The 23,552-nt window shown below is 65.6% G+C and carries 23 protein-coding genes, 1 tRNA gene and 1 pseudogene; 12 read left to right on the plus strand and 13 right to left on the minus strand.

All coding sequences use genetic code 11. The features are described from left to right. Nucleotides 1-236: 236 nt before the first annotated feature. The 4 genes from FJU31_RS09015 (at nt 237) to FJU31_RS09030 (ending at nt 4,564) form a co-directional block, all read left to right on the plus strand. Nucleotides 237-1,850, plus strand: a complete 1,614-nt coding sequence (locus FJU31_RS09015; protein ID WP_150454456.1) for a sensor histidine kinase — start codon at nt 237-239, stop codon at nt 1,848-1,850. 55 nt (nt 1,851-1,905) lie between these two features. Continuing rightward, entirely contained in the window at nt 1,906-3,279 is a 1,374-nt protein-coding gene (locus FJU31_RS09020; protein WP_150454457.1) for a sigma-54-dependent transcriptional regulator, read from the plus strand. Nucleotides 3,280-3,471: 192 nt separating this feature from the next. Beyond that, nucleotides 3,472-3,840 carry a hypothetical protein gene (locus FJU31_RS09025; RefSeq protein ID WP_150454458.1) on the plus strand — a complete coding sequence of 123 codons (369 nt, stop codon included), beginning with the start codon at nt 3,472-3,474 and terminating at the stop codon, nt 3,838-3,840. Next, nucleotides 3,812-4,564, plus strand: a complete 753-nt coding sequence (locus FJU31_RS09030; protein WP_150454459.1) for a zeta toxin family protein — start codon at nt 3,812-3,814, stop codon at nt 4,562-4,564. The genes FJU31_RS09025 and FJU31_RS09030 overlap by 29 nt, the downstream gene beginning before the upstream one ends. 101 nt (nt 4,565-4,665) lie before the next feature. On the opposite strand, the gene pilB is transcribed toward FJU31_RS09030, so the two are convergent. The 3 genes from pilB to FJU31_RS09045 all read right to left on the minus strand — a co-directional run bounded on the left by pilB (nt 4,666) and on the right by FJU31_RS09045 (nt 7,479). Beyond that, on the minus strand, nt 4,666-6,393 hold the full coding sequence (gene pilB / locus FJU31_RS09035; protein WP_150454460.1) for a type IV-A pilus assembly ATPase PilB: 1,728 nt from the start codon (nt 6,391-6,393) through the stop codon (nt 4,666-4,668). Between the two features lie 91 nt (nt 6,394-6,484). Continuing rightward, a complete protein-coding gene (locus FJU31_RS19560) occupies nt 6,485-6,949 on the minus strand; it encodes a pilin (protein ID WP_150454461.1) in 465 nt (154 codons plus the stop codon). An 89-nt stretch (nt 6,950-7,038) separates the two neighbouring features. After that, nucleotides 7,039-7,479, minus strand: a complete 441-nt coding sequence (locus FJU31_RS09045) for a pilin (RefSeq protein WP_150454462.1) — start codon at nt 7,477-7,479, stop codon at nt 7,039-7,041. Between the two features lie 354 nt (nt 7,480-7,833). Between FJU31_RS09045 and FJU31_RS09050 the strand changes: the two genes are divergently transcribed. The 4 genes from FJU31_RS09050 (at nt 7,834) to FJU31_RS09065 (ending at nt 11,756) form a co-directional block, all read left to right on the plus strand. After that, the gene (locus FJU31_RS09050; RefSeq protein ID WP_150454463.1) at nt 7,834-9,093 is read left to right on the plus strand and encodes a type II secretion system F family protein; all 1,260 of its coding nucleotides are present in this window, start codon (nt 7,834-7,836) and stop codon (nt 9,091-9,093) included. A gap of 8 nt (nt 9,094-9,101) precedes the next feature. Then, the gene (locus tag FJU31_RS09055) at nt 9,102-9,965 is read left to right on the plus strand and encodes a prepilin peptidase (protein ID WP_150454464.1); all 864 of its coding nucleotides are present in this window, start codon (nt 9,102-9,104) and stop codon (nt 9,963-9,965) included. 10 nt (nt 9,966-9,975) lie between these two features. Next, nucleotides 9,976-10,587, plus strand: a complete 612-nt coding sequence (gene coaE / locus FJU31_RS09060; protein ID WP_150454465.1) for a dephospho-CoA kinase — start codon at nt 9,976-9,978, stop codon at nt 10,585-10,587. A gap of 101 nt (nt 10,588-10,688) precedes the next feature. Continuing rightward, the gene (locus tag FJU31_RS09065) at nt 10,689-11,756 is read left to right on the plus strand and encodes an AI-2E family transporter (protein WP_246161263.1); all 1,068 of its coding nucleotides are present in this window, start codon (nt 10,689-10,691) and stop codon (nt 11,754-11,756) included. Between the two features lie 116 nt (nt 11,757-11,872). Here FJU31_RS09065 and FJU31_RS09070 read toward each other — a convergent pair whose 3' ends face one another. The 9 genes and pseudogenes from FJU31_RS09070 to FJU31_RS09110 all read right to left on the minus strand — a co-directional run bounded on the left by FJU31_RS09070 (nt 11,873) and on the right by FJU31_RS09110 (nt 19,052). Further along, on the minus strand, nt 11,873-12,289 hold the full coding sequence (locus FJU31_RS09070) for a hypothetical protein (RefSeq protein ID WP_150454467.1): 417 nt from the start codon (nt 12,287-12,289) through the stop codon (nt 11,873-11,875). A 249-nt stretch (nt 12,290-12,538) separates the two neighbouring features. Further along, nucleotides 12,539-13,909: a sensor histidine kinase gene (locus FJU31_RS09075; protein WP_150454468.1), complete on the minus strand. Its 1,371-nt coding sequence runs from the start codon at nt 13,907-13,909 to the stop codon at nt 12,539-12,541. Beyond that, on the minus strand, nt 13,872-14,549 hold the full coding sequence (locus FJU31_RS09080; RefSeq protein WP_108769780.1) for a response regulator transcription factor: 678 nt from the start codon (nt 14,547-14,549) through the stop codon (nt 13,872-13,874). The genes FJU31_RS09075 and FJU31_RS09080 overlap by 38 nt, the downstream gene beginning before the upstream one ends. A 127-nt stretch (nt 14,550-14,676) precedes the next feature. Beyond that, nucleotides 14,677-15,168, minus strand: coding sequence for a hypothetical protein (locus tag FJU31_RS09085; RefSeq protein ID WP_150454469.1), 492 nt, complete (start codon nt 15,166-15,168; stop codon nt 14,677-14,679). A gap of 96 nt (nt 15,169-15,264) precedes the next feature. Beyond that, a pseudogene (locus FJU31_RS09090) lies at nt 15,265-15,450 on the minus strand (hypothetical protein); the annotation flags it as partial. A gap of 257 nt (nt 15,451-15,707) precedes the next feature. Next, on the minus strand, nt 15,708-16,586 hold the full coding sequence (rimK, locus tag FJU31_RS09095; protein WP_108769782.1) for a 30S ribosomal protein S6--L-glutamate ligase: 879 nt from the start codon (nt 16,584-16,586) through the stop codon (nt 15,708-15,710). 88 nt (nt 16,587-16,674) lie between these two features. Continuing rightward, nucleotides 16,675-16,917 carry a hypothetical protein gene (locus FJU31_RS09100; protein ID WP_150454470.1) on the minus strand — a complete coding sequence of 81 codons (243 nt, stop codon included), beginning with the start codon at nt 16,915-16,917 and terminating at the stop codon, nt 16,675-16,677. Between the two features lie 137 nt (nt 16,918-17,054). Further along, nucleotides 17,055-17,128 (minus strand) — tRNA-Gly (locus tag FJU31_RS09105). A 91-nt stretch (nt 17,129-17,219) separates the two neighbouring features. Next, entirely contained in the window at nt 17,220-19,052 is a 1,833-nt protein-coding gene (locus tag FJU31_RS09110; protein ID WP_150454471.1) for an autotransporter outer membrane beta-barrel domain-containing protein, read from the minus strand. Nucleotides 19,053-19,258: 206 nt separating this feature from the next. Here FJU31_RS09110 and thiS point away from each other — a divergent pair, with 206 nt between their 5' ends. The 4 genes from thiS (at nt 19,259) to FJU31_RS09130 (ending at nt 22,996) form a co-directional block, all read left to right on the plus strand. Continuing rightward, on the plus strand, nt 19,259-19,459 hold the full coding sequence (gene thiS, locus FJU31_RS09115; RefSeq protein WP_150454472.1) for a sulfur carrier protein ThiS: 201 nt from the start codon (nt 19,259-19,261) through the stop codon (nt 19,457-19,459). A gap of 133 nt (nt 19,460-19,592) precedes the next feature. Next, on the plus strand, nt 19,593-20,387 hold the full coding sequence (locus FJU31_RS09120; protein WP_150454473.1) for a thiazole synthase: 795 nt from the start codon (nt 19,593-19,595) through the stop codon (nt 20,385-20,387). After that, the gene (gene trmB / locus FJU31_RS09125) at nt 20,387-21,121 is read left to right on the plus strand and encodes a tRNA (guanosine(46)-N7)-methyltransferase TrmB (protein WP_108769807.1); all 735 of its coding nucleotides are present in this window, start codon (nt 20,387-20,389) and stop codon (nt 21,119-21,121) included. Before FJU31_RS09120 ends, trmB begins: the two co-directional genes overlap by 1 nt. A gap of 27 nt (nt 21,122-21,148) precedes the next feature. Next, nucleotides 21,149-22,996 carry an SLC13 family permease gene (locus tag FJU31_RS09130; protein WP_150454474.1) on the plus strand — a complete coding sequence of 616 codons (1,848 nt, stop codon included), beginning with the start codon at nt 21,149-21,151 and terminating at the stop codon, nt 22,994-22,996. 153 nt (nt 22,997-23,149) lie between these two features. On the opposite strand, the gene FJU31_RS09135 is transcribed toward FJU31_RS09130, so the two are convergent. Beyond that, nucleotides 23,150-23,485 (minus strand): Rieske (2Fe-2S) protein, encoded by a 336-nt coding sequence (locus FJU31_RS09135; RefSeq protein WP_079222968.1) that lies wholly within the window; start codon nt 23,483-23,485, stop codon nt 23,150-23,152. Nucleotides 23,486-23,552 lie beyond the last annotated feature (67 nt).

Consider the following 23,552-nt stretch of genomic DNA (forward strand, 5'->3'; position numbering starts at 1 on the left):
CACACAACTTATTGTGGGCTTACTTTTTTGTGCTCTTGCCTGCCTGTTTGTTGCCCCCCCCCCCCCCCCCTCGACTCTACGGAAAACGCAGTGGAGCAAGCTCGACTCTACGGAAAACACAGTCGAGCAAGCTCGACTCTACGGGGCAAGTGTCCGATGGTCGGGGGAACATCGGGTACGCTGCAGTGCCACCGCCGTCAGATCCAGTTCCAGGCAGCCAGAAGGGGAGTTCCGGCGTGTCACCCAGTGCTTCATTGATCGACCGCATCGAATCGATTCCCCGGCGCGAGCTGTATTTCTTCGCGCTGTACCGCGTGCTGATCGCTTCGGTCATCGCCGCGCTGCTGTACAGCCCGCTGTCGGCCATGGTGGGCGAAGCGCACCACCCGCGCCTGGCGTACGGCGTCGGGGCCGCCTATCTGGTGCTGTCCCTGCTGCTGCTGGTGGTGGGCCGCAGCGAGCGCTGGCTGCTGCCGATCGTGGTCACCGGCGTGCTGCTGGACATCATCGCCGCCAGCCTGCTGGCCCACGCTCTGCCCGGCGCCAGTGCCGGCATTTCGATGTCGCTGCTGTTCAATATCGCCGCCGCGGCCACCCTGCTGCCCCTCAGCTGGGGCCTGGTGCTGGCCCTGGCCGCCAGCGTCGCCACCGCCGCCGAGTACCTGTGGAAGGTGCTGGAGGGCGGTGACCCCACCCGCACGCTGGCCGAACTGGCGATGTTCGCCACCAGCTACCTGGCCCTGGCCTTCATCAGCTACCAGGTCGGCAACCGCGCGCGCCGCAACCAGCAGCTGGCCAACCAGCGCGGCGATGAAGTGGCCAACCTGTTCCAGATCAACGAGCTGATCATCCGTCGCATGCGCACCGGGGTGATCGTCGTCGATGGCGACAACCGCATCACCCTGGCCAACGAAGCCGCCTCGCTGCTGCTGGGCGACCGCGACGGGGTCGGCGAGACCGGCCAGCTGGACCTGGCCAGCATCGCCCCCGAACTGGCCCGGCGCCTGACCCGCTGGCGCAACGGCTGGGCCCAGGACGAACTGCCGCTGCAGCTCAACCCGGACCAGCCCGAGGTGCAGCCGCGGTTCGCCCGCCTGCTGGCCGGCAGCGAGCTGGCGCTGGTCTTCCTGGACGACTCCAGCGTGGTCTCGCGCCGCGCCGAGTCGCTCACCCTTTCGGCCATGGGCCGCTTCTCGGCCAGCCTGGCGCACGAGATCCGCAACCCGCTGGCGGCCATCAACTACGCCGTGCAGCTGCTGGAAGAAGGTACCGGTTTCAACGAGAGCGACCGCCGCCTGCTGCAGATCATCCACCAGCAGTGCCAGCGCACCAACGGCATCGTCGAGAGCGTGCTGGGCCTGGCCCGCCGCGAGCGCGCCAACCCCGAAAACGTCGACCTGGCTGCCTTCGTGCGCCGCTTCGTGCTGGAGTACAAGCAGGGCCAGACCCTGGAGACGGACAGCATCGAGCCGATCATCAACGACACCTCGGTGCCCGCCCTGGTCGACACCCGCCACCTCTACCAGGTGCTGACCGTGCTGGTCCACAACGCGCTGAAATACGGCCGCATCGGCGAGCAGCCGGCGCGCGTGCGCCTGCGCGTGGCCCAGCACGAGCGCAGCGCGGTGATCGATGTGATGGACCGCGGCCCCGGCATCCCCGAAGCCGTGGCTGCGCAGCTGTTCCGCCCCTTCTTCACCACCTCCGAGCACGGCACCGGCCTGGGGCTTTACATCGCCCGCGAGCTGTGCCGGGCCAACCAGGCGCGCCTGGACTACATCCCCGTGCCGGCCGGCGGTTCCTGCTTCCGCCTGGTCCTGCCCGGCCCGCACACCCTGCTCCCGCATTGACCCGCCGCGTCAAACATTTGTCGCTTCCAGCCCCCCTCGTTTATCTTCCCTGCCCATGAACGAAACCCGCAGCGCCCTCGTCGTCGACGATGAACGCGACATCCGCGAACTGCTGGTGCTGACCCTTGGCCGCATGGGCCTTCGCATCAGCACCGCCGCCAACCTCGCCGAGGCCCGCGAACTGCTGGCCAGCAATCCCTACGACCTGTGCATCACCGACATGCGGCTGCCGGACGGCAACGGCATCGAACTGGTCAGCGAGATCGCCCAGCATTACCCGCGCACGCCGGTGGCGATGATCACCGCGTTCGGCAGCATGGATCTGGCTGTGGAGGCACTGAAGGCCGGTGCCTTCGACTTCGTCAGCAAGCCGGTGGACATCAGCGTGCTGCGTGGCCTGGTCAAGCACGCCCTGGAACTCAACAACAGCGAGCGCCCGGTCGCGGCGGCCGCCACCGAACAGGCTGCCCGCCTGCTCGGGGACTCGCCCGCCATGGATGTGCTGCGCGCCACCATCGGCAAGGTCGCCCGCAGCCAGGCGCCGGTCTACATCCTGGGCGAATCGGGGGTGGGCAAGGAGCTGGTCGCACGCACCATCCACGCCCAGGGCGCACGCGCTTCGGGCCCCTTCATTCCGGTCAACTGCGGCGCCATCCCGACCGAGCTGATGGAGAGCGAGTTCTTCGGCCACCGCAAGGGCAGCTTCACCGGCGCCCACGCCGACAAGCCCGGCCTGTTCCAGGCGGCGCACGGCGGCACCCTGTTCCTGGATGAAGTGGCCGAGCTGCCCCTGCAGATGCAGGTCAAGCTGCTGCGCGCCATCCAGGAAAAGTCGGTGCGCGCGCTGGGTGCGGCCAACGAAGAACCGGTGGATGTGCGCATCCTCTCGGCCACCCACAAGGATCTCGCCGAGCTGGTCGAGGACGGACGCTTCCGCCACGACCTGTACTACCGCATCAACGTCATCGAGCTGCGGGTGCCGCCGCTGCGCGAGCGCCGCCAGGACCTGCCGGACCTCGCCGGTTCGATCCTCGCCCGGCTGGCCCGCAGCCACGGCCGCTCCACTCCGTTGCTGGCGCCCTCGGCGCTGGACGCGCTGGCCCAGTACGGCTTCCCGGGCAATGTGCGCGAACTGGAGAACATCCTTGAGCGCGCCCTGGCCCTGGCCGAGGAAGACCGCATCGGCGCCGACGACCTGCGCCTGCCGCAGCACGCCCCGCGCACCGCCGGCGGCCCGGCCGCACCCGAAGCCGTGGTCGACCTGCACCCCGGCAGCGCCGCCCTGCCCTCCTACATCGAGCAGCTCGAGCGCAGCGCGATCCAGCGTGCGCTGGAAGAGAACCGCTGGAACAAGACCCGCACGGCCGCACAGCTGGGCATCACCTTCCGGGCGCTGCGCTACAAGCTGAAGAAGCTGGGGATGGAGTAAGGGGTCGGATCCCTTTCCGCAGGAAAGGGCTCTGACCCCATTCGGATCGACCCCATTCGGACCACGCCATCCACGCATGGCGTGGATCTACGGCCCCCCGCTCGGGGAGTGGCCGTCGATCCGTATTAATGTCAGAAAACGAAGCGGCAGAGGCACTTGCCCGCCTCAAGTGTGTTTGCTAGCGTACTACCCATGCCCCGGAAGCCGCCCCTGCCGAAGACCAAGCAGACGCTTGGCAATGCGCCTTTTTCGTCGTACACGAACGTCATCACGCCGACCACGAAGACCAAGGCGGTGCGAGTGGTGAAGTTCGGTTCTGCGCACGTCAGCTCGGGTGGCGTAGACGCCCGCACGATCCAGCAAGGTCGCGCCGAAAGCCGTCGGGCACTGAACGCGCTGGGCCGGGCACTGATTCACCCTGGCGTGGAAGTGACCGCACACCCGGGGGTTCCTTACTACAGTGCAGATCCACAGCATCCCGGCGTGATCATCCGCGTTCTCGATGGAAAGCAGGCCCAAGGACGGTTTGTGGATGGAAAGTTCCAGGAAATCGCAGCCTGACCTGGCGCAAGCACTTCACCAGGTAGAAGTCGCCAGACAGCGCACTGACAAGCCGTTGGCGGTCATCCTTGCAGGGCACAACGGATCGGGCAAATCGACGCTGTGGTACAAGCATCTGGCCGATGTGCTGCAGATACCGTTGATCAATGCAGATCGCATGATGATGTCGATCCTGCCCGAAACTGTCAGCGGCCAGCTGCCTGACTGGGCACAGGCGCTGCGCGACGAAGATCCGGCGTGGATGAAGGTGGCCCAGCAAGGGGTGGAAGCGTTTGTGGGCCACGCGATGACCGCCAATATCCCGTTTGCGCTGGAAACGGTCTTCTCGCACTGGCGTGACCTCGGCAACGGCAAGGTCGAGTCGAAGATTGATCGGATCGTGCAACTGCAGAAAGCAGGCTACTTCGTCATCCTTTTCTTTGTGGGCCTCGCCAGCGATCAGCTTTCCATCGGCCGGGTGGGCACACGCGTTGCCAGCGGCGGCCACAATGTGGACCAGGAAAAACTCGTTGCTCGCTTTCCCAGGACCCAGAAGGCCATCGCGGCCGCCGCGCCGCTGGCCGATGCCTGCATTCTGAGCGACAACAGCCTGAGCGTAAGCGAAGCTTTCACGGTGTGCCGCGTCCAGCTTGGCAACAAGGTCGAATTTGACTGCCGCGATACGGGCGCAGACGTTCCTGCGCCTGTATTGCAGTGGCTGGACATCATCAGCCCCACAGCTTGAAGGGCTCCGACCCCATTCTGACCGCGCCATCCACGCATGGCGTGGATCTACTGCCGGGGTCGGATCCCTTTCCGCAGGAAAGGGCTCTGACCCCAAGCGCATCAATCCTTGGTAACGCGGTTGATCTCGGCCAGGCTGGTCACGCCCGCTGCGGCCTTCTTCAGTGCCGACTGGCGCAGGTCATTCACCTTGATCGCCTGTGCCGCCTCGGCAATCTGCAGCGCATTGCCACCGGCCAGGATGATCGTCGAGATCTCGTCGGTCATCGGCATCACCTGGTAGATACCGGTACGGCCCTTGTAACCCTCGGTGCACTCGTCGCAGCCCGCCGCTTCGTACAGATGGATGCCGGCATCGAGCTGCTCCTGGGTGAAGCCTTCGGCCAGCAGCGCATGGGCGGGCAGATTGGCCGGCCGCTTGCAGTTGCTGCACAGGCGGCGGGCCAGACGCTGGGCGATCACCAAGGTCACCGAACTGGTGATGTTGTATGGCGCGATACCCATGTTCATCAGGCGCGCGATGGTCTGCGGCGCATCGTTGGTATGCAGCGTGGACAGCACCATGTGGCCGGTCTGCGCCGCCTTGATCGCGATCTCGGCCGTTTCCAGGTCGCGGATTTCGCCGACCATGATGATGTCCGGATCCTGTCGCAGGAACGAGCGCAGCGCGGCCGCAAAGGTCATGCCGCGCTTGTTGTTCTGCTGCACCTGGTTGACCCCGGGCAGACGGATTTCCACCGGGTCTTCCGCGGTGGAGATGTTGCGGGTGTCGTCGTTGAGGATGCCCAGCGCCGTATACAGCGACACGGTCTTGCCCGAACCGGTCGGGCCGGTCACCAGCACCATGCCGTAGGGCTTGTGGATCGCATCGAGGAACAGCTTCTGCTGGTCCGGCTCGTAACCGAGCTTGTCGATGCCCAGCTTGGCCGCGCTGCCATCCAGGATACGCAGCACCACCTTCTCGCCGAACAGCGTCGGCAAGGTGCTGACGCGGAAGTCGATCTGCTTGGTCTTGGACAGGTTCAGCTTGATGCGTCCGTCCTGCGGCACGCGCTTTTCAGCGATATCCAGCTGCGCCATCACCTTCAGGCGCGCGGCGATGCGCTGGTTCAACTTGACCGGCGCGCGCGCGACCATCTTCAGCAGGCCGTCGATGCGCAGGCGCACGCGGTAATCATCTTCGTAGGGCTCGAAGTGGATGTCGGACGCGCCCTTGCGGATCGCGTCGACCAGCACCTTGTTGACGAACTTGACCACCGGGGTGTCGTCGCCCTTGGCGTCGACGCCGCTGTCGGTCGAGGCCATGTCCTCATCACCGCCGGAGATGTCGAGGTTGGCCATCCCCTCGTCGTCGCCGCCGAGCGCGTCGGACATGGTGTCGTGGCTGGTGTGCCACTGTTCCAGCGTGCGCCGGATCTGGTCCTCATCGACCAGGATCGGCTCCACCACCAGATTGGTGTGGAACTTGATCTCATCCAGCGAGTGGGTCGGATTGCTGGTACCCACGAACAAGCGGCCGCCGCGCTTGAACAGCGGAAGCACGTTGTGCTTGCGCAGCAGCTCCTCGCTGACGAGGGTCATCGCGTTCTGGCTGCTGTCGAACGTGGACACGTCGAACAGCGGCATGCCGAACTCGACCGAGTTGGCGGCTGCCAGCTGTGCAGAGCTGACCAGCTTGCTCTGGGCGAACCAGGTCGGCAGCGGCTGCTTGGCCGCTGCGGCCTTGGCCATCGCGTCTCGAGCCGCAACTTCGTCCAGGGCGCCGTCCTGGACCAGACGGCGGGCGAGGCCGGTGATACCGACGAGGTTGGCAGAGATGACTGCGTTCATGATTCTCGAATCCCAAAATGAGCGACGCCGCGCCCCCAGCCTATCACCAGCAAAAGGACGCGGCGCGCCGCATGCTACACCACCGCCGGCACTACAATTCTGAGCAACCGGATGGCAGGTACCTTTGGGCCATATCGGATGTGCATCGCCAAGTGATGTTGCCTTCCGGCGACTGCCCAGCCACCAGCGCCCCACCACTCGCACCGAAGGGCGTCAGGAAGATGTTTCCTGCCGCGGCCTTATCCCGCATCACCACAGTGATCGCGCCAGAATCAGCATCAATACTGGTAGATTTCACATTCGGCGAATTATCAGTCGCCGCAGTCAACGATGCCCCGAGACCAAGATTCGTCGAATTGGTGGATGCGTTGGCCACCACCGTAGCGCGGAGGCCACTGGCGAGCACCAGCGCCTCTGACACTCGAGCGCGTACCACATAGTTCTGATAGGCCGGAACGGCGAGCGCGGCCAAGATCGCAATGGTGGCGATCACGATCATCAGCTCGATCAAAGTAAAGCCGGCATCGTGTTTCGTGTGCACGATACGTCCCCCCATGCGATGTTGTGCATATCCTCGTCATCCGCACTAAGAAGAAAGCCCTCGTAAGAGGGCTTTCTTGAACATCGTGCGACTGCTTGCCTGCGTTAGGCGCCGGTGCAGCTGCTCGGCAGATACTTCTGCTTCAGCGTCGAGGTGCAGATCCAGGTAATGGTGCCGCTCGGCGGAGTGCCAGCAACCAGAGCTGCGCCGCCAGCATTCGGCGTCAAAGTCACGGTGCCCTTGCCAGCCTTGTCGGTGGTGGTCACAACAATTGCGCCGGTCTTGGCAGTGATCTCGGTCTTGGTCACGTTCGGGGATTTGTCGTCCGCCGTGGTCAGGGTCGCACCCTTACCAAGGTCGGATTCACCCTGAGCAGCGTTGTCGGCAACAACGGCCTTCAGACCATCAGCCAGCACCATCGCTTCAGAAACACGCGACTTGACAACATAGTCCTGGTAAGCCGGCAGCGCGATGGCAGCCAGGATGGCGATGATCGCGACGACGATCATCAGTTCGATGAGGGTGAAGCCCTTCTGGTTCTTCATTGTGTACATCCCCAAGATTAGGTGGTGGTTGAGTTCAGTGCGCGGGACCGGTCCGACGGCCGGCTGAGCGGGTCCTGCGCCCTGCGGGTGGATCAACGCAGGTTGCGTGCCAACTCCTGCACGCCTCCCCTTGAATTTCCCCGGGCCCAATCATGGCAGCAAATTCTTGTATGTGAAGCCCCCTGGACAGGAAATGCGACGGATACGGCAATGTGACGCAGTGCGTCACCTTTGGGCGGAAGTCGGCACGATTCCACATTCCTCCCCCTTCCCGGCCTGCCCAGATGGCCATGAACCAGCTAACATCGGCAGTCATGATGCCCGCCTGGGGATGGCGGGTCTTGGGGAGCCAACATGTCTGTCAGTCGCAGTGCGATCAAGAAAGAGCCCGTGGCGCGTAGCACCATGGAGCTGCAACCGTTTGTCTGGGAGGGGACCGACAAACGTGGCGTGAAGATGAAGGGTGAGCAGCTGGCAAAGAATGCCAACCTGCTCCGTGCCGAGTTGCGTCGCCAGGGGATCAACCCCGGCCAAGTCAAGGTCAAGCCCAAGCCGCTGTTCGGCGCTGCGGGCAAGGCGGTGGGGGCCAAGGACATCGCCTTCTTCAGCCGACAGATGGCTACGATGATGAAGTCCGGCGTGCCGATCGTCTCGGCGCTAGAAATAATCGGGAGCGGGCACAAGAACCCGCGCATGAAGAAGATGGTGGATACCATCCGGACCGATATCGAGGGCGGCTCTTCGCTCTACGAAGCCGTCAGCAAGCACCCTGTGCAATTCGATGAACTCTATCGGAACCTGGTTCGAGCTGGTGAGGGCGCGGGCGTCCTAGAGACCGTGCTGGATACTGTTGCTACTTACAAAGAAAACATCGAGGCGCTGAAGGGCAAGATCAAGAAGGCCCTCTTCTATCCGGCTATGGTGATTGTGGTAGCGGTGCTGGTCAGCGCCATCATGCTCATCTTCGTGGTACCCCAGTTCGAAGACGTATTCAAGGGTTTTGGTGCCGAGCTACCTGCCTTCACTCAGATGATCGTCGCTGCCTCTCGCTTCATGATCTCTTGGTGGTGGCTGATGGCCATTGTGGGGATAGGGGCAGTGGTTGCGGCTGTCATGTCGTACAAACGATCCCCCAAGTTGCAGCACACGTTCGACCGGTTGATTCTGAAGGTCCCGGTGATCGGCCAGATCATGAACAACAGCGCCATCGCCCGCTTCGCCCGTACCACCGCCGTCACCTTCAAGGCCGGCGTGCCGTTAGTGGAGGCCCTGGGTATAGTGGCCGGCGCCACGGGCAACAAGGTTTACGAGGAATCTGTGCTGCGCATGCGCGATGACGTCTCGGTCGGCTACCCGGTCAACATGGCCATGAAGCAGACCAATCTGTTCCCGCACATGGTCATCCAGATGACCGGCATCGGCGAAGAGGCCGGTGCGCTGGATGCCATGCTGTTCAAGGTGGCCGAGTATTATGAGCAGGAAGTCAACAATGCCGTGGATGCCTTGAGCAGCCTGCTCGAACCGATGATCATGGTATTCATCGGCGTTGTAGTGGGCGGCATCGTCATCGGCATGTACCTGCCCATCTTCAAACTCGGCGCCGTCATCGGCTAAAGGTAACAATGGCATTTCTCGATCAGCATCCCGGCCTCGGCTACCCCGCCGCGGCCGCTCTGGGGCTGCTACTGGGCAGTTTCCTCAACGTGGTCATCCTGCGCCTGCCCAAGCGGATGATGTGGGAGTGGAAGCGCGAGGCGCGCGAGGTCCTGGAGCAGCCGGACATCTACGACCCGCCACCACCGGGCATCGTGGTCGAGCCGTCGCATTGCCCGCACTGCAAGCACAAGCTGTCCTGGTACGAGAACATCCCGCTGTTCAGCTGGATCGTCCAAGGCGGCAAGTGCCGCCACTGCAAGGCGCCCATCTCCATCCAGTACCCGCTGGTGGAAGCGCTGACCGCGGTGATGGTGCTGGGCTGCGTCTGGCAGTTCGGCTTCGGCTGGCAGGGCTTTGGCGCGATCGTGCTGACCTGTTTCCTGATTGCCCTGTCAGGCATCGACCTGCGCACGCAGTACCTGCCGGACCAGATCACCCTGCCATTGATGTGGTTGGGCCTGGTCGGGAGCATGGACAACCTGTACATGCCGGCCAAACCTGCCCTGATCGGTGCCGCTGCAGGCTTCCTTGTGCTGTGGATCGTGGCCAAGGCGTACAAGCTGGTGACCAACCGCGACGGCATGGGGGGCGGCGACGCCAAGCTGCTTGCTGCGCTGGGCGCCTGGTGCGGGCTGAAGGGCATCCTGCCCATCATCCTGCTGTCGTCGGTGCTGGGCGCCGTCATCGGCTCGATCTGGCTGTACACCCGCGGCCGCGACAAGGCCACGCCGATCCCGTTCGGTCCTTACCTGGCGCTGGCTGGCTGGGTGTACTTCATGTGGGGCGAGCCGGTGGTGAACCAGTACCTGGTCATGAGCGGGTTGCGCTGACGCTGCCGCCATGAGCCGTTATGTGGTCGGCCTGACCGGCGGCATCGCTGCCGGCAAGAGCGAGGTGACCCGGCGCTTCGAGGCGCTGGGGATCGTGGTGGCCGACGCGGACCTGGCCGCGCGCGAGGTCGTTGCGGCCGGCAGCCCGGCCCTCGCCACCATCGCCGAACGCTTCGGTGCGGAGATGCTGCTGGCCGATGGCAGCCTGGACCGGGCCCGCCTGCGGGCCCATGTGTTCGCCGATCCTGCCGAGCGGCTCGCTCTGGAGGCGATCACCCATCCGGCCATCCGGCGCTTGATGCAGCAGCAATGCGAGCAGGCGGCCAGCCCCTATGCGCTGGCGGCGATTCCGCTGTTGACCGAGGTCGGCGGCCGCCAGGCGTACCCGTGGCTGGACCGGATCCTGTTGGTCGATGCGCCCGAGGCCGTGCAGCACGCCCGATTGATGCAGCGCGATGGCATCGATGCTGCATTGGCCGACCGGATGATTGCCGCCCAGGCCAGCCGGACACAGCGGCAGGCACTGGCCGATGACGTGGTGATCAACGACGGCCATCCCGATGAGCTGCAGGCGCAGGTGGAAGCGCTGCACATGCGGTATCTGCAACTTGCCGCTACCTGAGGCAATGGCAACCGCGACGCTGTAACCCGGCAGACACACACCGTCTTCTCACGCGCCCCGCTATGGTCCTGCGCCTGTATTGCATGCCTGTGAGATCGAACGTGCCCACCGCCTCCCTCCGTTCCTATACCGCCCGCGTGGTGGTGACCCTGGCGCTGGTCGCCCTCGGCCTGCTGCTGTGGAAGCTGTCGCAACTGGTCCTGCTGATCTTCGGGGCGGTGGTGGTGGCGGCACTGCTGCGGACGATCGTTGGCGTGGTGCGGCGCTACACACCCCTCTCGGAGGGTTGGGCGCTGGGCCTGACCGTGCTGCTGCTGGTGGCGCTGTTCACAGCGGCCATGTGGTTGTTCGGTTCGCAGCTGGGGGCGCAGATGGCGACGCTGCGGCAGACGTTGCCAGCCGCCTGGGAGAATTTCCAGACCTGGCTGGCGGACAGTCCGGTCGGCCCCACCGTGCATGAGCTGACCCAGAACGCGCAGTCCAGCGTCTCTACGATGGCGGCCCGCGCCGGGTCGTTGGCAATGTCAGCTACCGGCGGGATCGCGGACCTGTTCCTGGTACTGATCGGCGGCATCTATCTGGCGGCGCAACCGGATCTGTATCGCACGGGCCTGCTCAAGCTGCTGCCCACCCGCCAGCGCCCGGCCGTCGATGATGCGTTTCATGCCAGTGGCAATGCGCTGAAGGCCTGGCTGGGCGGGCAGTTGCTGGCCATGGCCGTGGTCGGGCTGCTGACCGGTCTGGGGCTGTGGGCGCTGGGTGTGCCGGTGGCCTTCGGGCTGGGCATCATCACCGCGCTGCTGGACTTCGTGCCGATCGTCGGCCCGATCCTGGCCGCGGTGCCGGCCATCCTGCTGGCGTTTACGGTCAGCCCGGAAATCGCCCTGGCCACGGTGGCGCTGTTCGTGGTGGTGCAGCAGGTGGAGGGGCATCTGTTGCAGCCGCTCATCCAGCAGCGTGCCGTCGACCTGCCGCCTGCCCTGCTGCTGTTCTCGCTGTTCGGCATCGGCGCACTGCTGGGCCCGGCGGGGATACTGCTGGCCGCACCGCTGACCGTGGTGTTGTTCGTGCTGGTCAAGCGCCTGTATGTGGTGGAGACATTGGGCACGCCGACCCCCATTCCCGGCGAGTCTGCCTCCAGCAAAGCAGCTGAGACATCGCAGCCGTAGCGCCCGAGCCGATGCTCGGGCGGCGGCGCAGCCGCAAAGGCAGCCGGCCGTGGGCTCGGCTCTACAGTGGCGGCGGCGCAGCCGCGAAGGCAGCCGAGCGTGGGCTCGGCTCTACATTACTGCAGCGTCGCCGCACCGCGCATGCGCTCGGCCTGCAGTTGTTGCTGCACATGACGGGTCAGCTCGCGTGCGGCCACCATCAGCCCCTCCATCGTCTCCGGCGGCACGGCCTGCAGCGGACCACCATGCGTGCGCGCGATGTGCGCGGCATGCATGAGCCTGGTCAGCGTACTGATGCCGGACACGGTGCGCCTCAGCCCGGCCACCGTGCCACTCTGCTGGTCGGTCAGCCCGGCACGCGCCGCCGCGTGGTCGGTGGCATCGTCGGCTTCCATCCTCTCCTGCAGGATGGACATCAGGTCACCGGGATCCTTCAGCACGGCTTCGATGCGTGCAGCGATATCGGCGGAAAGCACGTCGATGGAATCGCCGACCAGCTGGTGCAGGTTGGGGTAACGGGTACGGTGTGACATGGCCGAGCTCCTCGCAGGTGACAGCGCATCTGGCCATCCGCACGGGCGAATGTCAGGAGGCAAATGCGTCACAGCGGTCCGTGGCAGGGGAAAGCATGGGCGTCCATCGACGAAAGCCGGGCCCATAGATGCCGGTTGCGACAATGGATCCACGCCATACGCGGACCACCCGGTCAGTAGATCCACGCCATGCGTGGATGGGGATCAACAGTGCGGACCAACGGTCCGCACCCACGCAGCGAGGTGGCGTCAGAGCGGCTTCGGCGAGAACGTCAGCGTCGCGATCACGCCGCGATCACCACCGGGGCGCACGCTCACCTGCCACCCGTACAGATCGCACAGGCGGCTGACGATCGACAGGCCGATGCCGCCGCCCTGCGAGTGGCCGGCATGGGTGCCGCGATAACCGCGCTGGAACAGCTTGGCGGCGTCTTCTTCGCTCAGGCCGGGACCACTGTCGGTCACCGACACCGCATTGCTGCTGACGTGCACGCGCACGCTGCCATCCTGCGAATACTTCACGGCATTGCCGATGAGGTTGCCCAGCGCCACCGACAAGGCCGCTTCCGGTGCATCGATCACCAGGCCGCGCTCGCCTTCCAGCACCAGCTCCAGCGGCTTGCCGCCAAGCTGCGCGCGGTGCGCGTCCAGCAGCTGCTCGGCCACCCGCGCCACGTTGCTGGTGCCCTGCCCGCGCTCGTTGCGCGACAGCAGCAGCAAGGCACCGATCAGATCGCTGCACTGCTGTTCGGCACGCTGGATGCGCTGCAGGCGCTGCAGCACTTTCTCGTCCAGGCCGGGACGGGTCAGCAGCAGCTCGGTCGCGCCGCGGATCACCGCCAGTGGCGTGCGCAGTTCGTGACTGACGTCTGCATTGAACTCACGGTCGCGCTGCACGACTTCGGTCAGGCGCGAGGAATAGTCATCCAGAGCCTGCGCCAGCTGCCCCACTTCGTCGTCGGGGAAACGCGGCGCCAACGGCTCGGGATCGCTGGTGCCACCGCGGTAGGCACGCAGCCGCGCGGCCAGGTCGGACACCGGCTTCATCACCTTCGACGCTGACCACCAGCCCAGCACCAGCGACAGCAGGCTGAAGACCAGCACCGACAGCACCAGCGCGCGGTTGAGCTGCTGCCCGCCGCGCACACTGTCGGTCATGTCATAGGCGAGGAAGAACCAGGCGTCATCTGCCTTGCGCACGGCCAGCTTGTAGGCATACGGCTGGTTCTGGTCGTCGATGCCGCTGAGGTTGTAATTGCCGTTGGGCAACGCCGCCCAATCCGGCTGGTTTTCGCGCACGCGGTCGAACTTGTCGCTCGAATACGCGTACGCCCGGATCTGCTGCACCGGCACTTCGGGGTTGCGTCCGGGGTGCTCGTAGAAGCGCCGCGCGTACTCGTTGATGTTGCGGTTCATCACGTCTTCCACCAGCTGGTTTTCCACGCGCATGCGGGCCCAGTTGGTGGCGAACGCGAACAGTGTCGTCAGGCAGAAGCCCAACAACACGAACGAGACGATGATGCGACTGCGCAGGCGCCGCCGATAGGGCGTGCGCCGACGCTCCCCCTTGGTTGCCACCGAATCAGGCTTCCGGGAGGGCGATGCGGTAACCGATGCCATGGCGGGTCTGGATCAGCGGCACTTCAAACGGCTTGTCGACCACCGCGCGCAGGCCGTGGATGTGTACGCGCAGGGAATCCGAATCGGGCAGCTCCTCGCCCCAGACGCGGGTTTCCAGTTCCTGGCGGGTGACCACCGCCGGGGCGGCCTCCATCAGCGCCTGCAGGATCTTCAACGCAGTCGGGTTGAGCTGCAGCAGCTTGCCCTGGCGGCGCACCTCCAGCGTATCCAGGTTGTATTCCAGGTCGCCGGTTTCCAGCACGCGGGTCTGCACGCCCTTGCCGCGGCGCGACAGGGCGTTGAGGCGGACTTCCACTTCCTGCAGCGCGAACGGCTTGATCAGGTAGTCATCGGCACCCGAATCGAAACCGGCCAGCTTGTTGTCCAGCGAATCGCGCGCGGTCAGCATCAGCACCGGGGTCTGCTTGCGCGCTTCGTTGCGCAGCTTGCGGCAGACTTCAATGCCGTCCATGCCCGGCAGATTGAGATCCAGCACGATCGCGTCGAACTCGTGCACCACGGCCAGGTGCAACCCGGTCACGCCGTCGGCAGCGAAGTCCACCGTGTGGCCCCGATCCTCGAGGTAATCGCCAAGGTTGGCTGCGATGTCGCTGTTGTCTTCGATTACGAGAATACGCACTGGGACCTCTGATTCATTAAGGGTCGTCGGGGGATGCCAACCCGCTCAGGATGGGCCTGAGCGGGTGGACGCCACGTCTACCCGCTGAACGATACAGGTTGCAGTCTTAACATTTCGTGCGCGCCGCTTACAGCCCCCCTGACGGCTGCAGATTGTTGATGGACTGGCTGTCGCGCATCGTCTTGCGGGCAGCTTCCAGGGCCTCGCGCCGCTGCGCCACCGTCATGCATACCCGCTGCGGCATGTTGCTGCCCGTAGAGCGCTCGCGACGGCACACCATGCGGCTGTCGTCGCGGGCCTGCGTGAGGATCGTATTGACCCTCTCCTGATCGTTGAAGATCTCGACACGCGCTTGCGGGCTCAGTTCTTCCACCCGCTGATGGTCACCCATCTTCAGCCGGATGCGCCCCAGCGCCTGCTGCACGGTGCTTTTCTGCTCCATGCTGATCTCAGAGTAATCGTCTGAACTCATTGCTTTTTCGATAGCGGCGATCTGCTCGGCCACCGGCGCGGTTGAGTCAAGTTTGACCTCAGCGTCCTTGTCGACGCGGGCATGTGCCGTAAACGCCAAGGTCATTGCCAGGCTCAAAGCCAGGCCAAGCGTAGTCTTACGATGCATCGTTCCCTCTCCTGTCGTCCATGAAGAATTTCCGACTCTACGGCTCCGCAGGCGCGTCGACAAGGGACCACCGCCACAGTGACCTAGGCCCCTCAGTCAGCGCCCTGCAGGCGGCGAGAGCGTCCTGTAGCTGCGCTGGTCGTTCAGCAGCGCCTTGCCCTTTCCCTCGATCCGGCGCCGTTCGGCCACGGTCAGGCAGAGGCTCTTGGGCATGTTGCTGCCCGTGGTGCGGGTAAGGAAGGTGTTGATCCGTTCCTGGTCATTGAAGACCTCGTTCTGCACGGATCCATCCCGGAACGAAGGCCCAACTCAACGAGCCGCCCCCGCGCCGCCACAACGGACCTTTGACCGGGTCCGCCGTGGCCAGGCCGGCCATAAAAAAGACCCAGGCGGTCTAACCGCCTGGGCCTGAAGTCGTATCCCGATTACCGATCCTGCTGAGAGGCAGAGCTGCGGTTCGCTGAAGCCTACGCCGGGCCCGATTAAAGGCTTGTTAAACCCGGTGGCGATCCTTCAGGAAAATTTCAAGCCATTGATAATCAAGGCTTTTTAATCTTCTCGACGTGGGCAATGATGCGCGATGCCACATCCACCTGGCAGGCCGCTTCGATGCCTTCCAGGCCCGGCGTGGAGTTGACCTCCAGCACCAGCGGGCCGCGTTCGGAGCGGATCAGGTCGACCCCGCACACCGACAGACCCAGCGCCTTGGCCGAGCGCACCGCCACCTGCTGTTCAGCCCGGCTGGCCTTGGCCGGCACCGCGGTGCCCCCGGCATGCAGGTTGGAGCGGAAGTCGCCTTCCGGCGCCTGGCGCTGCATGGAGGCCACCACTTGGTCGCCCACCACGAAGCAGCGCAGGTCCGCGCCCTTGGCCTCGCCGATGAACTCCTGCATGAGGAAGTTGGCGTACAGGCCGCGCAGGGCTTCGACGATGCCGCGCGAGGCGCTGGCCTTCTCGGTGAGGATGACGCCGCGGCCCTGGGTGCCCTCGTTGAGCTTGACCACGTGCGGCGGCGGGCCGAGCATCGACAGCAGGTCGACCGTATCGTCCGGGTTGTCGCCGAACACCGTCACTGGCATGTCGATGCCCTTGGCCGCCAGCAGCTGGTGCGCGCGCAGCTTGTCGCGCGAGCGCAGGATCGCGTCGGACGGATTGGGGGTGCGCGCGCCCATCAGTTCGAACTGGCGCAGCACGGCGGTGCCGTAGCGGGTAATGGACGCACCGATGCGCGGGATGACCACGTCCACGCCGGTCATGGGCCGACCCTTGTAGTGCATGGAAAAGCCATCGGCGGCGATGCGCATGTAGCAGCGCAGCGGGTCGAGGATGCGGACGGTGTGGCCACGTGCACGGGCCGCCTCGACCAGCCGGCGGGTGGAGTACAGCGAGCTGTTGCGGGACAGGATGGCGAGCTTCATCGCGGTGGCAGTGGACGGCAGGCGCGCAGCATAGCGCGGCGGCGTTGCGGCGGGATGATGCTGCCGGCACAGGCCTGTCGACGTGCCCTCAGCCGCTGTCTGCCGCGCCTGGGGCGCAGCCCCGCGCGGCTTCACCCAGTGCCGCCACGCAGGCCATCTGCAGGGTCGAACCCGCGAAGGCTTCGCGGTAGATCTGTTCGATCAGCTGAGCCGCGTGCGGGCCACCGGCGCGGCCCAGCGCGCGCACGGCTTCAAGCTGCTTGTTGGAGCCAGTGCCGGCGGACAGGTAGATCTTGTGCAGGCAAGTGACGATGTCCTTATGGCTCTTCATGCTTCGGGTTTCCCTTGACGTTGAAGAACCCTAGCGGGCCGATGACGCTAACCGCCATGAGGATTGTTGGAAAACGCGCCTATGGCAGACAAAAAAAACCCCGGCAACGGCGCGGCCGTTACCGGGGTTCTGGAAGCTGGAGCGGGCGAAGGGAATCGAACCCTCGTCAGTAGCTTGGGAAGCTACAGCTCTACCATTGAGCTACGCCCGCATTGCAGGGTGGAAGTCTATGCGGAGCAGCCCGTGTTGGGCAATGGGGTCAGAGCCCTTTCCTGCGGAAAGGGATCCGACCCCGCCCTGGATCAGAAGCTGCCGCTGAAGCTGGCGAACAGCGTCGCGTCCTGCGCACGCTTCTGCAGTGTAGTGGCGCTCAGGCCGATGTTGCTCTGCAGGCCGAACAGTTCCATGCGCGCGCCGAAGATGGCGGTTGCGTAGTTCTTGTCGAAGTCCATGCCCGGCACGCGGTACATGCCCACGTCCGGCAGGCTCTGCACCCAGGCGCTGGCCTGCTTGGTGTCCTCGAACTCGTGGTCGTAGGTCACCTGCACGTACGGCTTGACGGCGCCGCCATCAAAGCGGGCCTGCCAGCCGATGCGGCCGACGGTGGAATCGACGTCCTGCCTGCCGTAGCCCAGCGCGGTGGCCAGGGTGGTGGCATCGGCGGATTCGGTGTAGCCGTCGACCTTCACCTTCTGCCAGATCACCGAGGCGATCGGGCCGTGGCGGAAGCCGCCTTCGGTGCCGAACTCGTAACCAGCATTCAGGGCCGCGGTCAGGTTGCTGCCGTCCGGCGAGCCGCCGTGTTCACGGGTGGCCGGGCCGAGCTGGACCTTGCGGTTCACGTCATAGGACAGCCAGGTGTAGCTGACCTGGCCGTTGACCCAGATGCGGTCGCCGTACCAGCCCGCGAACAGGCCGGCGGTGGTGTCCTTCTGGGTGAAGTCGCCACGGCTGTTGCCGAAGTCGGCGTTCATGCGACCGAAACCGGCGAAGCCGCCGACGACCATGCCGTCACGCGCCCAGTCGACACCGAACAGGCCGGCCGGCGCGAGGCCGTCGTACACATCGGCGTGGTCGTAGCGCTGCATGTCGCCACGCACGCCACCCCACCAGGACATGCCGTCGGCCGGACGGCCGGCCTGGTGCAGGCTGACCTGGTCGGCACGCGAACGGCCGATGGTCTGCGCCGAATGGGTCAGGATCTGCTGCAGGCGCGGCCCTTCCAGGATCGAGATCGCGTACTGGCCGAGCATCTGGTGGGCGGCCGTGGTCGGGTGCACATCGTCGGCGAACAGGTAGGTGCTGGCTGCATCGGGGCGCACGTAGGCCAGCGGGCTGCAGGTCAGCGACGAAGGCACGGTGCAGGCGCGGCCGGTGACGTTGCTGAAACCATACATGCCAGGGGTGGCGATGATCTCGCGCAGCAGGGTATAGGTATCAAGCGGGATGAAGTCGATGCCGGCCTGCTTCAGGCCGCCGTACAGCGCGCTGTTGTAGGCGTTGGACAGGGCCGTGCCCTGCGCGCGCGCACCGGCGCCACGGTCGATGAAGCCCGGGGTGGAACCGATGTCCGGCAGGTTGGGCACCAGCACGTATTGAGCGCCAGCCTGCTTGAGGCTGGCCACGATGCCGATCTGGTCGGTCACGGCCGCACCGATGATCGCCGGGGCCTGGGCCGGTGCGGTGATCTGGAACAGGTCGTTGGCGCCACCCCACACCGTGTAGAGGGCATTCGGGTCGGCCTTGCCACCGTTGGCAGCCAGGTAGTTGGCCGTCTGCGTCTTCAGCGACGGCACCGGCACGTTGCCCAGCAGCGGGTTGCGGAAATCGGTACCGACACGTGCACCGCCGACCGCGTAGTTGTCACCGGTCTGGCCGTTGCCGTTCGGGCTGGCGTTGGTGCCGTAATAATCGGCCACCCACTGCGCCCACTCCCAGCCGGGGTTGGTGGTGGACTGGCCCGTCACCGGGCGCACGTCGGCCGGCAGCAGCGGGCGGAAGTAGCCGCTGTCGGTCAGGCTGTCACCGATGAACACGGTGCGGGTGAACGGGGATTCGCCTGCCATGGCCGGCAGCGCGGCGAGCGCGATCGCGGCCGCCATCAGGGAGCGGATCGGGCGTTTGCTGAGCAGCATGTAGAAACTCCTGGGGGGAAATGTTGGGATCCAGCGCACACGTACGCCGGCGCACGGTGAATGGTTTCACCGTGCCGCCGATTGCTCACGCTGCGCCGCCGCATGAATTGTCGCCTGAACCGGCACGGACGGGGTGTGCTGGAGGTGGCGTGCGGGCCAGAATGCAACTGTTCCGATCCCGGCGGGCCATCGGCGACAATGCCCCGATGAACATCCAGCTCAATGGCGAACCCCGCATCCTCCCCGCTTTGGCGACCCTCCACGATCTGCTCGCCGCCGAGCAGCTGCTGCAGCGCCGGGTGGCGGTGGAAGTGAATGGCGAAATCGTCAGCCGCAGCCGCCATGGCGAGCATGTGCTGGCCGAAGGCGATGTGGTGGAGATCGTGCACGCGCTGGGCGGTGGTTGAGGCAAGGCCCCGCGCTTCGCGCTCGCCGGGCGTGGCCCGGCGCTACCGGTGCACGCGCGTGGTAGCGCCGGGCCATGCCCGGCGGCCTCCGCAAGGTGACCCCATCTTCAGGCGGATAAGCGATAATCGCATCATGAACCTCCCTGTCTCCCCCGATTCGCTGGTGATCGCCGGCAAGACCTACGGCTCGCGGCTGCTTACCGGCACCGGCAAGTTCAAGGATCTGGAAGAAACCCGCCTGGCCACCGAGGCCGCTGGCGCCCAGATCGTCACCGTGGCCATCCGCCGCACCAATATTGGGCAGAATCCGGGCGAACCGAACCTGCTGGACGTGCTGCCGCCGGACCGCTACACCATCCTGCCCAACACCGCCGGCTGCTATACCGCCGAAGACGCCGTGCGTACCTGCCGCCTGGCCCGTGAGCTGCTGGACGGCCACTCCCTGACCAAGCTGGAAGTGCTGGGCGATCAGAAGTCGCTGTACCCGGACGTGGTGCAGACCCTCAAGGCTGCCGAGCAGCTGGTCAAGGACGGCTTCGACGTGATGGTCTATACCTCCGACGACCCGATCCTGGCCAAGCGCCTGGAAGAGATCGGCTGCGCTGCGGTGATGCCGCTGGCCGCGCCGATCGGCTCGGGCCTGGGCATCCAGAACAAGTACAACCTGCTGCAGATCATCGAGGACGCCAAGGTGCCGATCATCGTCGACGCCGGCGTGGGCACCGCTTCCGATGCCGCCATCGCGATGGAACTGGGCTGCGACGGCGTGCTGATGAACACCGCCATCGCCGGTGCGCGCCATCCGGTGCTGATGGCCAGCGCCATGCGCAAGGCCGTCGAAGCCGGCCGCGAGGCCTTCCTGGCCGGGCGCATCCCGCGCAAGCGCTACGCCAGCGCCTCTTCCCCGATTGATGGGCTGATCGGCTGATGACCAATCCTTTTGACAGCGCCGGTTCCAAGGCCCCGCCCAAGCCCTTCACCGTGAGCGAGGGCCGCCGCGAGGTGCGCAGCTTCGTGCTGCGCCAGGGCCGCTTCACCCCCGCCCAGCAGCGCGCGTTCGACGAACGCTGGCCGCGCTTCGGCATCGACTACAACGGCCAGCCGCGCGACCTGGACGCCACCTTCGGCCGGCCGGCGCACAAGGTGCTGGAAATCGGCTTCGGCAATGGCGCGGCCATGCGCTTCGCTGCGCAGCACGATCCTTCGCGCGACTACATCGGCATCGAAGTGCACGCCCCGGGCGTGGGCCGCCTGCTGAACGCGCTGGCCGATGACAACGCCGACCACGTGCGCCTGTATCACCACGATGCCGTGGAAGTGCTGCAGAACGAGATTGCCGACGGTGCACTGGATGAAGTACGCATCTACTTCCCGGACCCGTGGCACAAGAAGCGCCACAACAAGCGCCGCCTGCTGCAGCCGGCGTTTGCCGAGCTTATCGTGCGCAAGCTGCGCCCGGGTGGCCGCCTGCATTGCGCCACCGACTGGGAAGACTACGCCGAGCAGATGTGGGACGTGCTCGACGCCACTGCCGGCCTGGTCAACCGTGCCGGCCCGCGTGGCAGCGTGCCGCGCCCGGACTGGCGCCCGCAGACGCACTTCGAGACCCGCGGCCAGAACCTGGGCCACGGCGTCTGGGACCTGCTGTACGACCGCACCTGACCCACGCACGAGGACGCTGCGCCCCACATGGATACCGCGCTGACGCTGACCAACGACATGAAGCTCGTGCTCGGGCTGGTCGGCTTCACGATGGCGATGTTCCTGTTCGAGCGCATCCGCGCCGACGTGGTCGCGCTGGTGGTGCTCGTGGTGCTCGGTGTCACCGGCCTGATCGCCCCGGAAGAAATCTTCGGAGGCTTCTCGGGTAACGCGGTGATGAGCATCATCGCCACCACCATCCTCGGTGCGGGCCTGGACCGCACCGGGGCACTGAACCGGCTGGCCGCGTGGCTGCTGCGGCGCGGCCATGGCGTGGAGCAGCGGCTGCTGATGATGACCACGGCCATCGCCGGCCTGAACTCGTCCTTCATGCAGAACCCTTCGGTGATGGCGCTGTACCTGCCGGTGGCCTCGCGGCTGGCGGCGCGTACCGGGCTGACAATGCAGCGCCTGCTGCTGCCGATTTCGGCGGCGATCGTGATGGGCGGCGCGCTGACCATGGTCGGCAACTCGCCGCTGATCCTGCTGAACGATCTGCTGGCCTCGGCCAACAACAACCTGCCCTCGGGCCTGGCCACCATCGAGCCGCTGCGCATGTTCGCGCCGCTGCCGATCGGCGTGGCCCTGCTGATCGCCTCGCTGCTGTATTTCCGCTACTACGGCGACCGCAAGCTGATCGAAGAGGAACGCCTGGTCAACGACGGGGTGACCCCGGCGCGCACCGAGAGCTACTTCGCCAAGACCTACGGCATCGAAGGCGATGTGTTCGAGCTGATGGTGACCGCGGAAAGTCCACTGGTGGGCATGACCCTGGGCGAGGCCGAGACCCTGCACGATGCGCCGCTGCTGCTGGCGCTGAAAACCGGCAACGACACCCGCCTGGCGCCACCGGCGGAGATGCGCATCTGGGTGGGCAGCGTGCTGGGCGTTATGGGGCCGCGCGGGGAAGTACAGGATTTCGCGCAGAACCAGTTCCTGCGCATGTCCTCACGACTGAAGCACCTGGGCGACCTGTTCAACCCCAGCCGCGCCGGCATTTCCGAGGCGGTGGTGCCGCCGACCTCGAATGTGATCGGAAAGAGCGCGGCCGACCTGCGCCTGCGCAAGGAGCGCGGCATGAGCCTGCTGGCGATCAATCGCGACAAGCAGGTCATCCGCGAGGACGTGCGCGATGTTCCGCTCCGCGCTGGCGACATGCTGGTCTTCCACAGCATCTGGACCGATCTGGCGCAAGCCGCCAAGAGCCGCGACTTCGTCGTGGTGACCGACTACCCGACCGGCGAACAGCGCCCGCACAAGTTCAAGATCGCCATGTCGATCTTCGCCCTGACCATCCTGATCGCGCTGACCAGCAAGCTGCCGGTGGCGCTGACCCTGATGACCGGCGTGGCAGGCATGCTGCTGACCGGCGTGCTGCGCATGGACGAGGCCTATGCCTCGATCAACTGGAAGACGGTGTTCATGATGGCCGGGCTGATTCCGCTCGGCTGGGCGATGGATTCCAGTGGTGCAGCGGCCTGGGTGGCCGGGCACACCATCGACAAGCTGCCCACCGGCATCCCGCTTTGGGTACTGGAAGTGGCATTGGCGCTGCTGACCACCGCGTTCTCGCTGGTGATCAGCCACGTGGGCGCGACCATCGTGATGGTGCCCATAGCGGTGAACCTGGCGCTGGCAGCAGGCGGCAACCCGACCGCATTCGCGCTGATCGTGGCGCTGTCGGCGTCCAACAACCTGATGACGGCCTCCAATCCGGTGATTTCGATGATCACCGGCCCGGCCAACTACACCCCGCGCGAGATGTGGCGGGTCGGCGGACCGCTGTCGCTGATCTACACGCTGGTGGTGGTGGTGATGATCAACCTGATGTTCTGAGGCCCCTGAGCCTGCGGTAGGTGCGGGCAGCACCTGGTAGGTGCGGACCGTTGGTCCGTACGCTCTGATGCAAAGGAGTCTCGTGGGGACCAACGGTCTGCACCTACCTCTTTGCCGTGCGGACCAACGGTCCGCACCTACCAGACCCTCGCCTCAAGCCAGGTAGACCTGGCCGTCGCGGATGTCGACCGGTACCGCGCGCAGGCGGTCGCCCTTGCAGGGGCCGGCAATGCAGTCGCCGCTGTCCAGGGCGAACGAGGCGCCGTGGGCGGCACACACCAGGTGGCCTTCCCGGCTCTTCAGGAACTGGCCCGGTGCCCAGTCCAGCCGGCGCCCGGCGTGCGGACAGATGTTCAGGAACGCGCGCACCTGCGCGCCGTCGCGGTACAGCACCAGCGATTCGGCATCACCCTCCACGACCGCTTCGACCTCGGCAAACGCCCCATCGGCAAGGGCATCAAGGGCGATCAGGGCAGCGGCGGCAGTCATGGCGGAAGGCTCTTGCGGAAAACCGGATTGTCGCATGCCCGCTCATATGACTGGCTGCGGGATGAAC

The sequence above is a fragment of the Stenotrophomonas cyclobalanopsidis genome, assembly GCF_008710035.1.
Lineage (GTDB): Bacteria > Pseudomonadota > Gammaproteobacteria > Xanthomonadales > Xanthomonadaceae > Stenotrophomonas > Stenotrophomonas cyclobalanopsidis.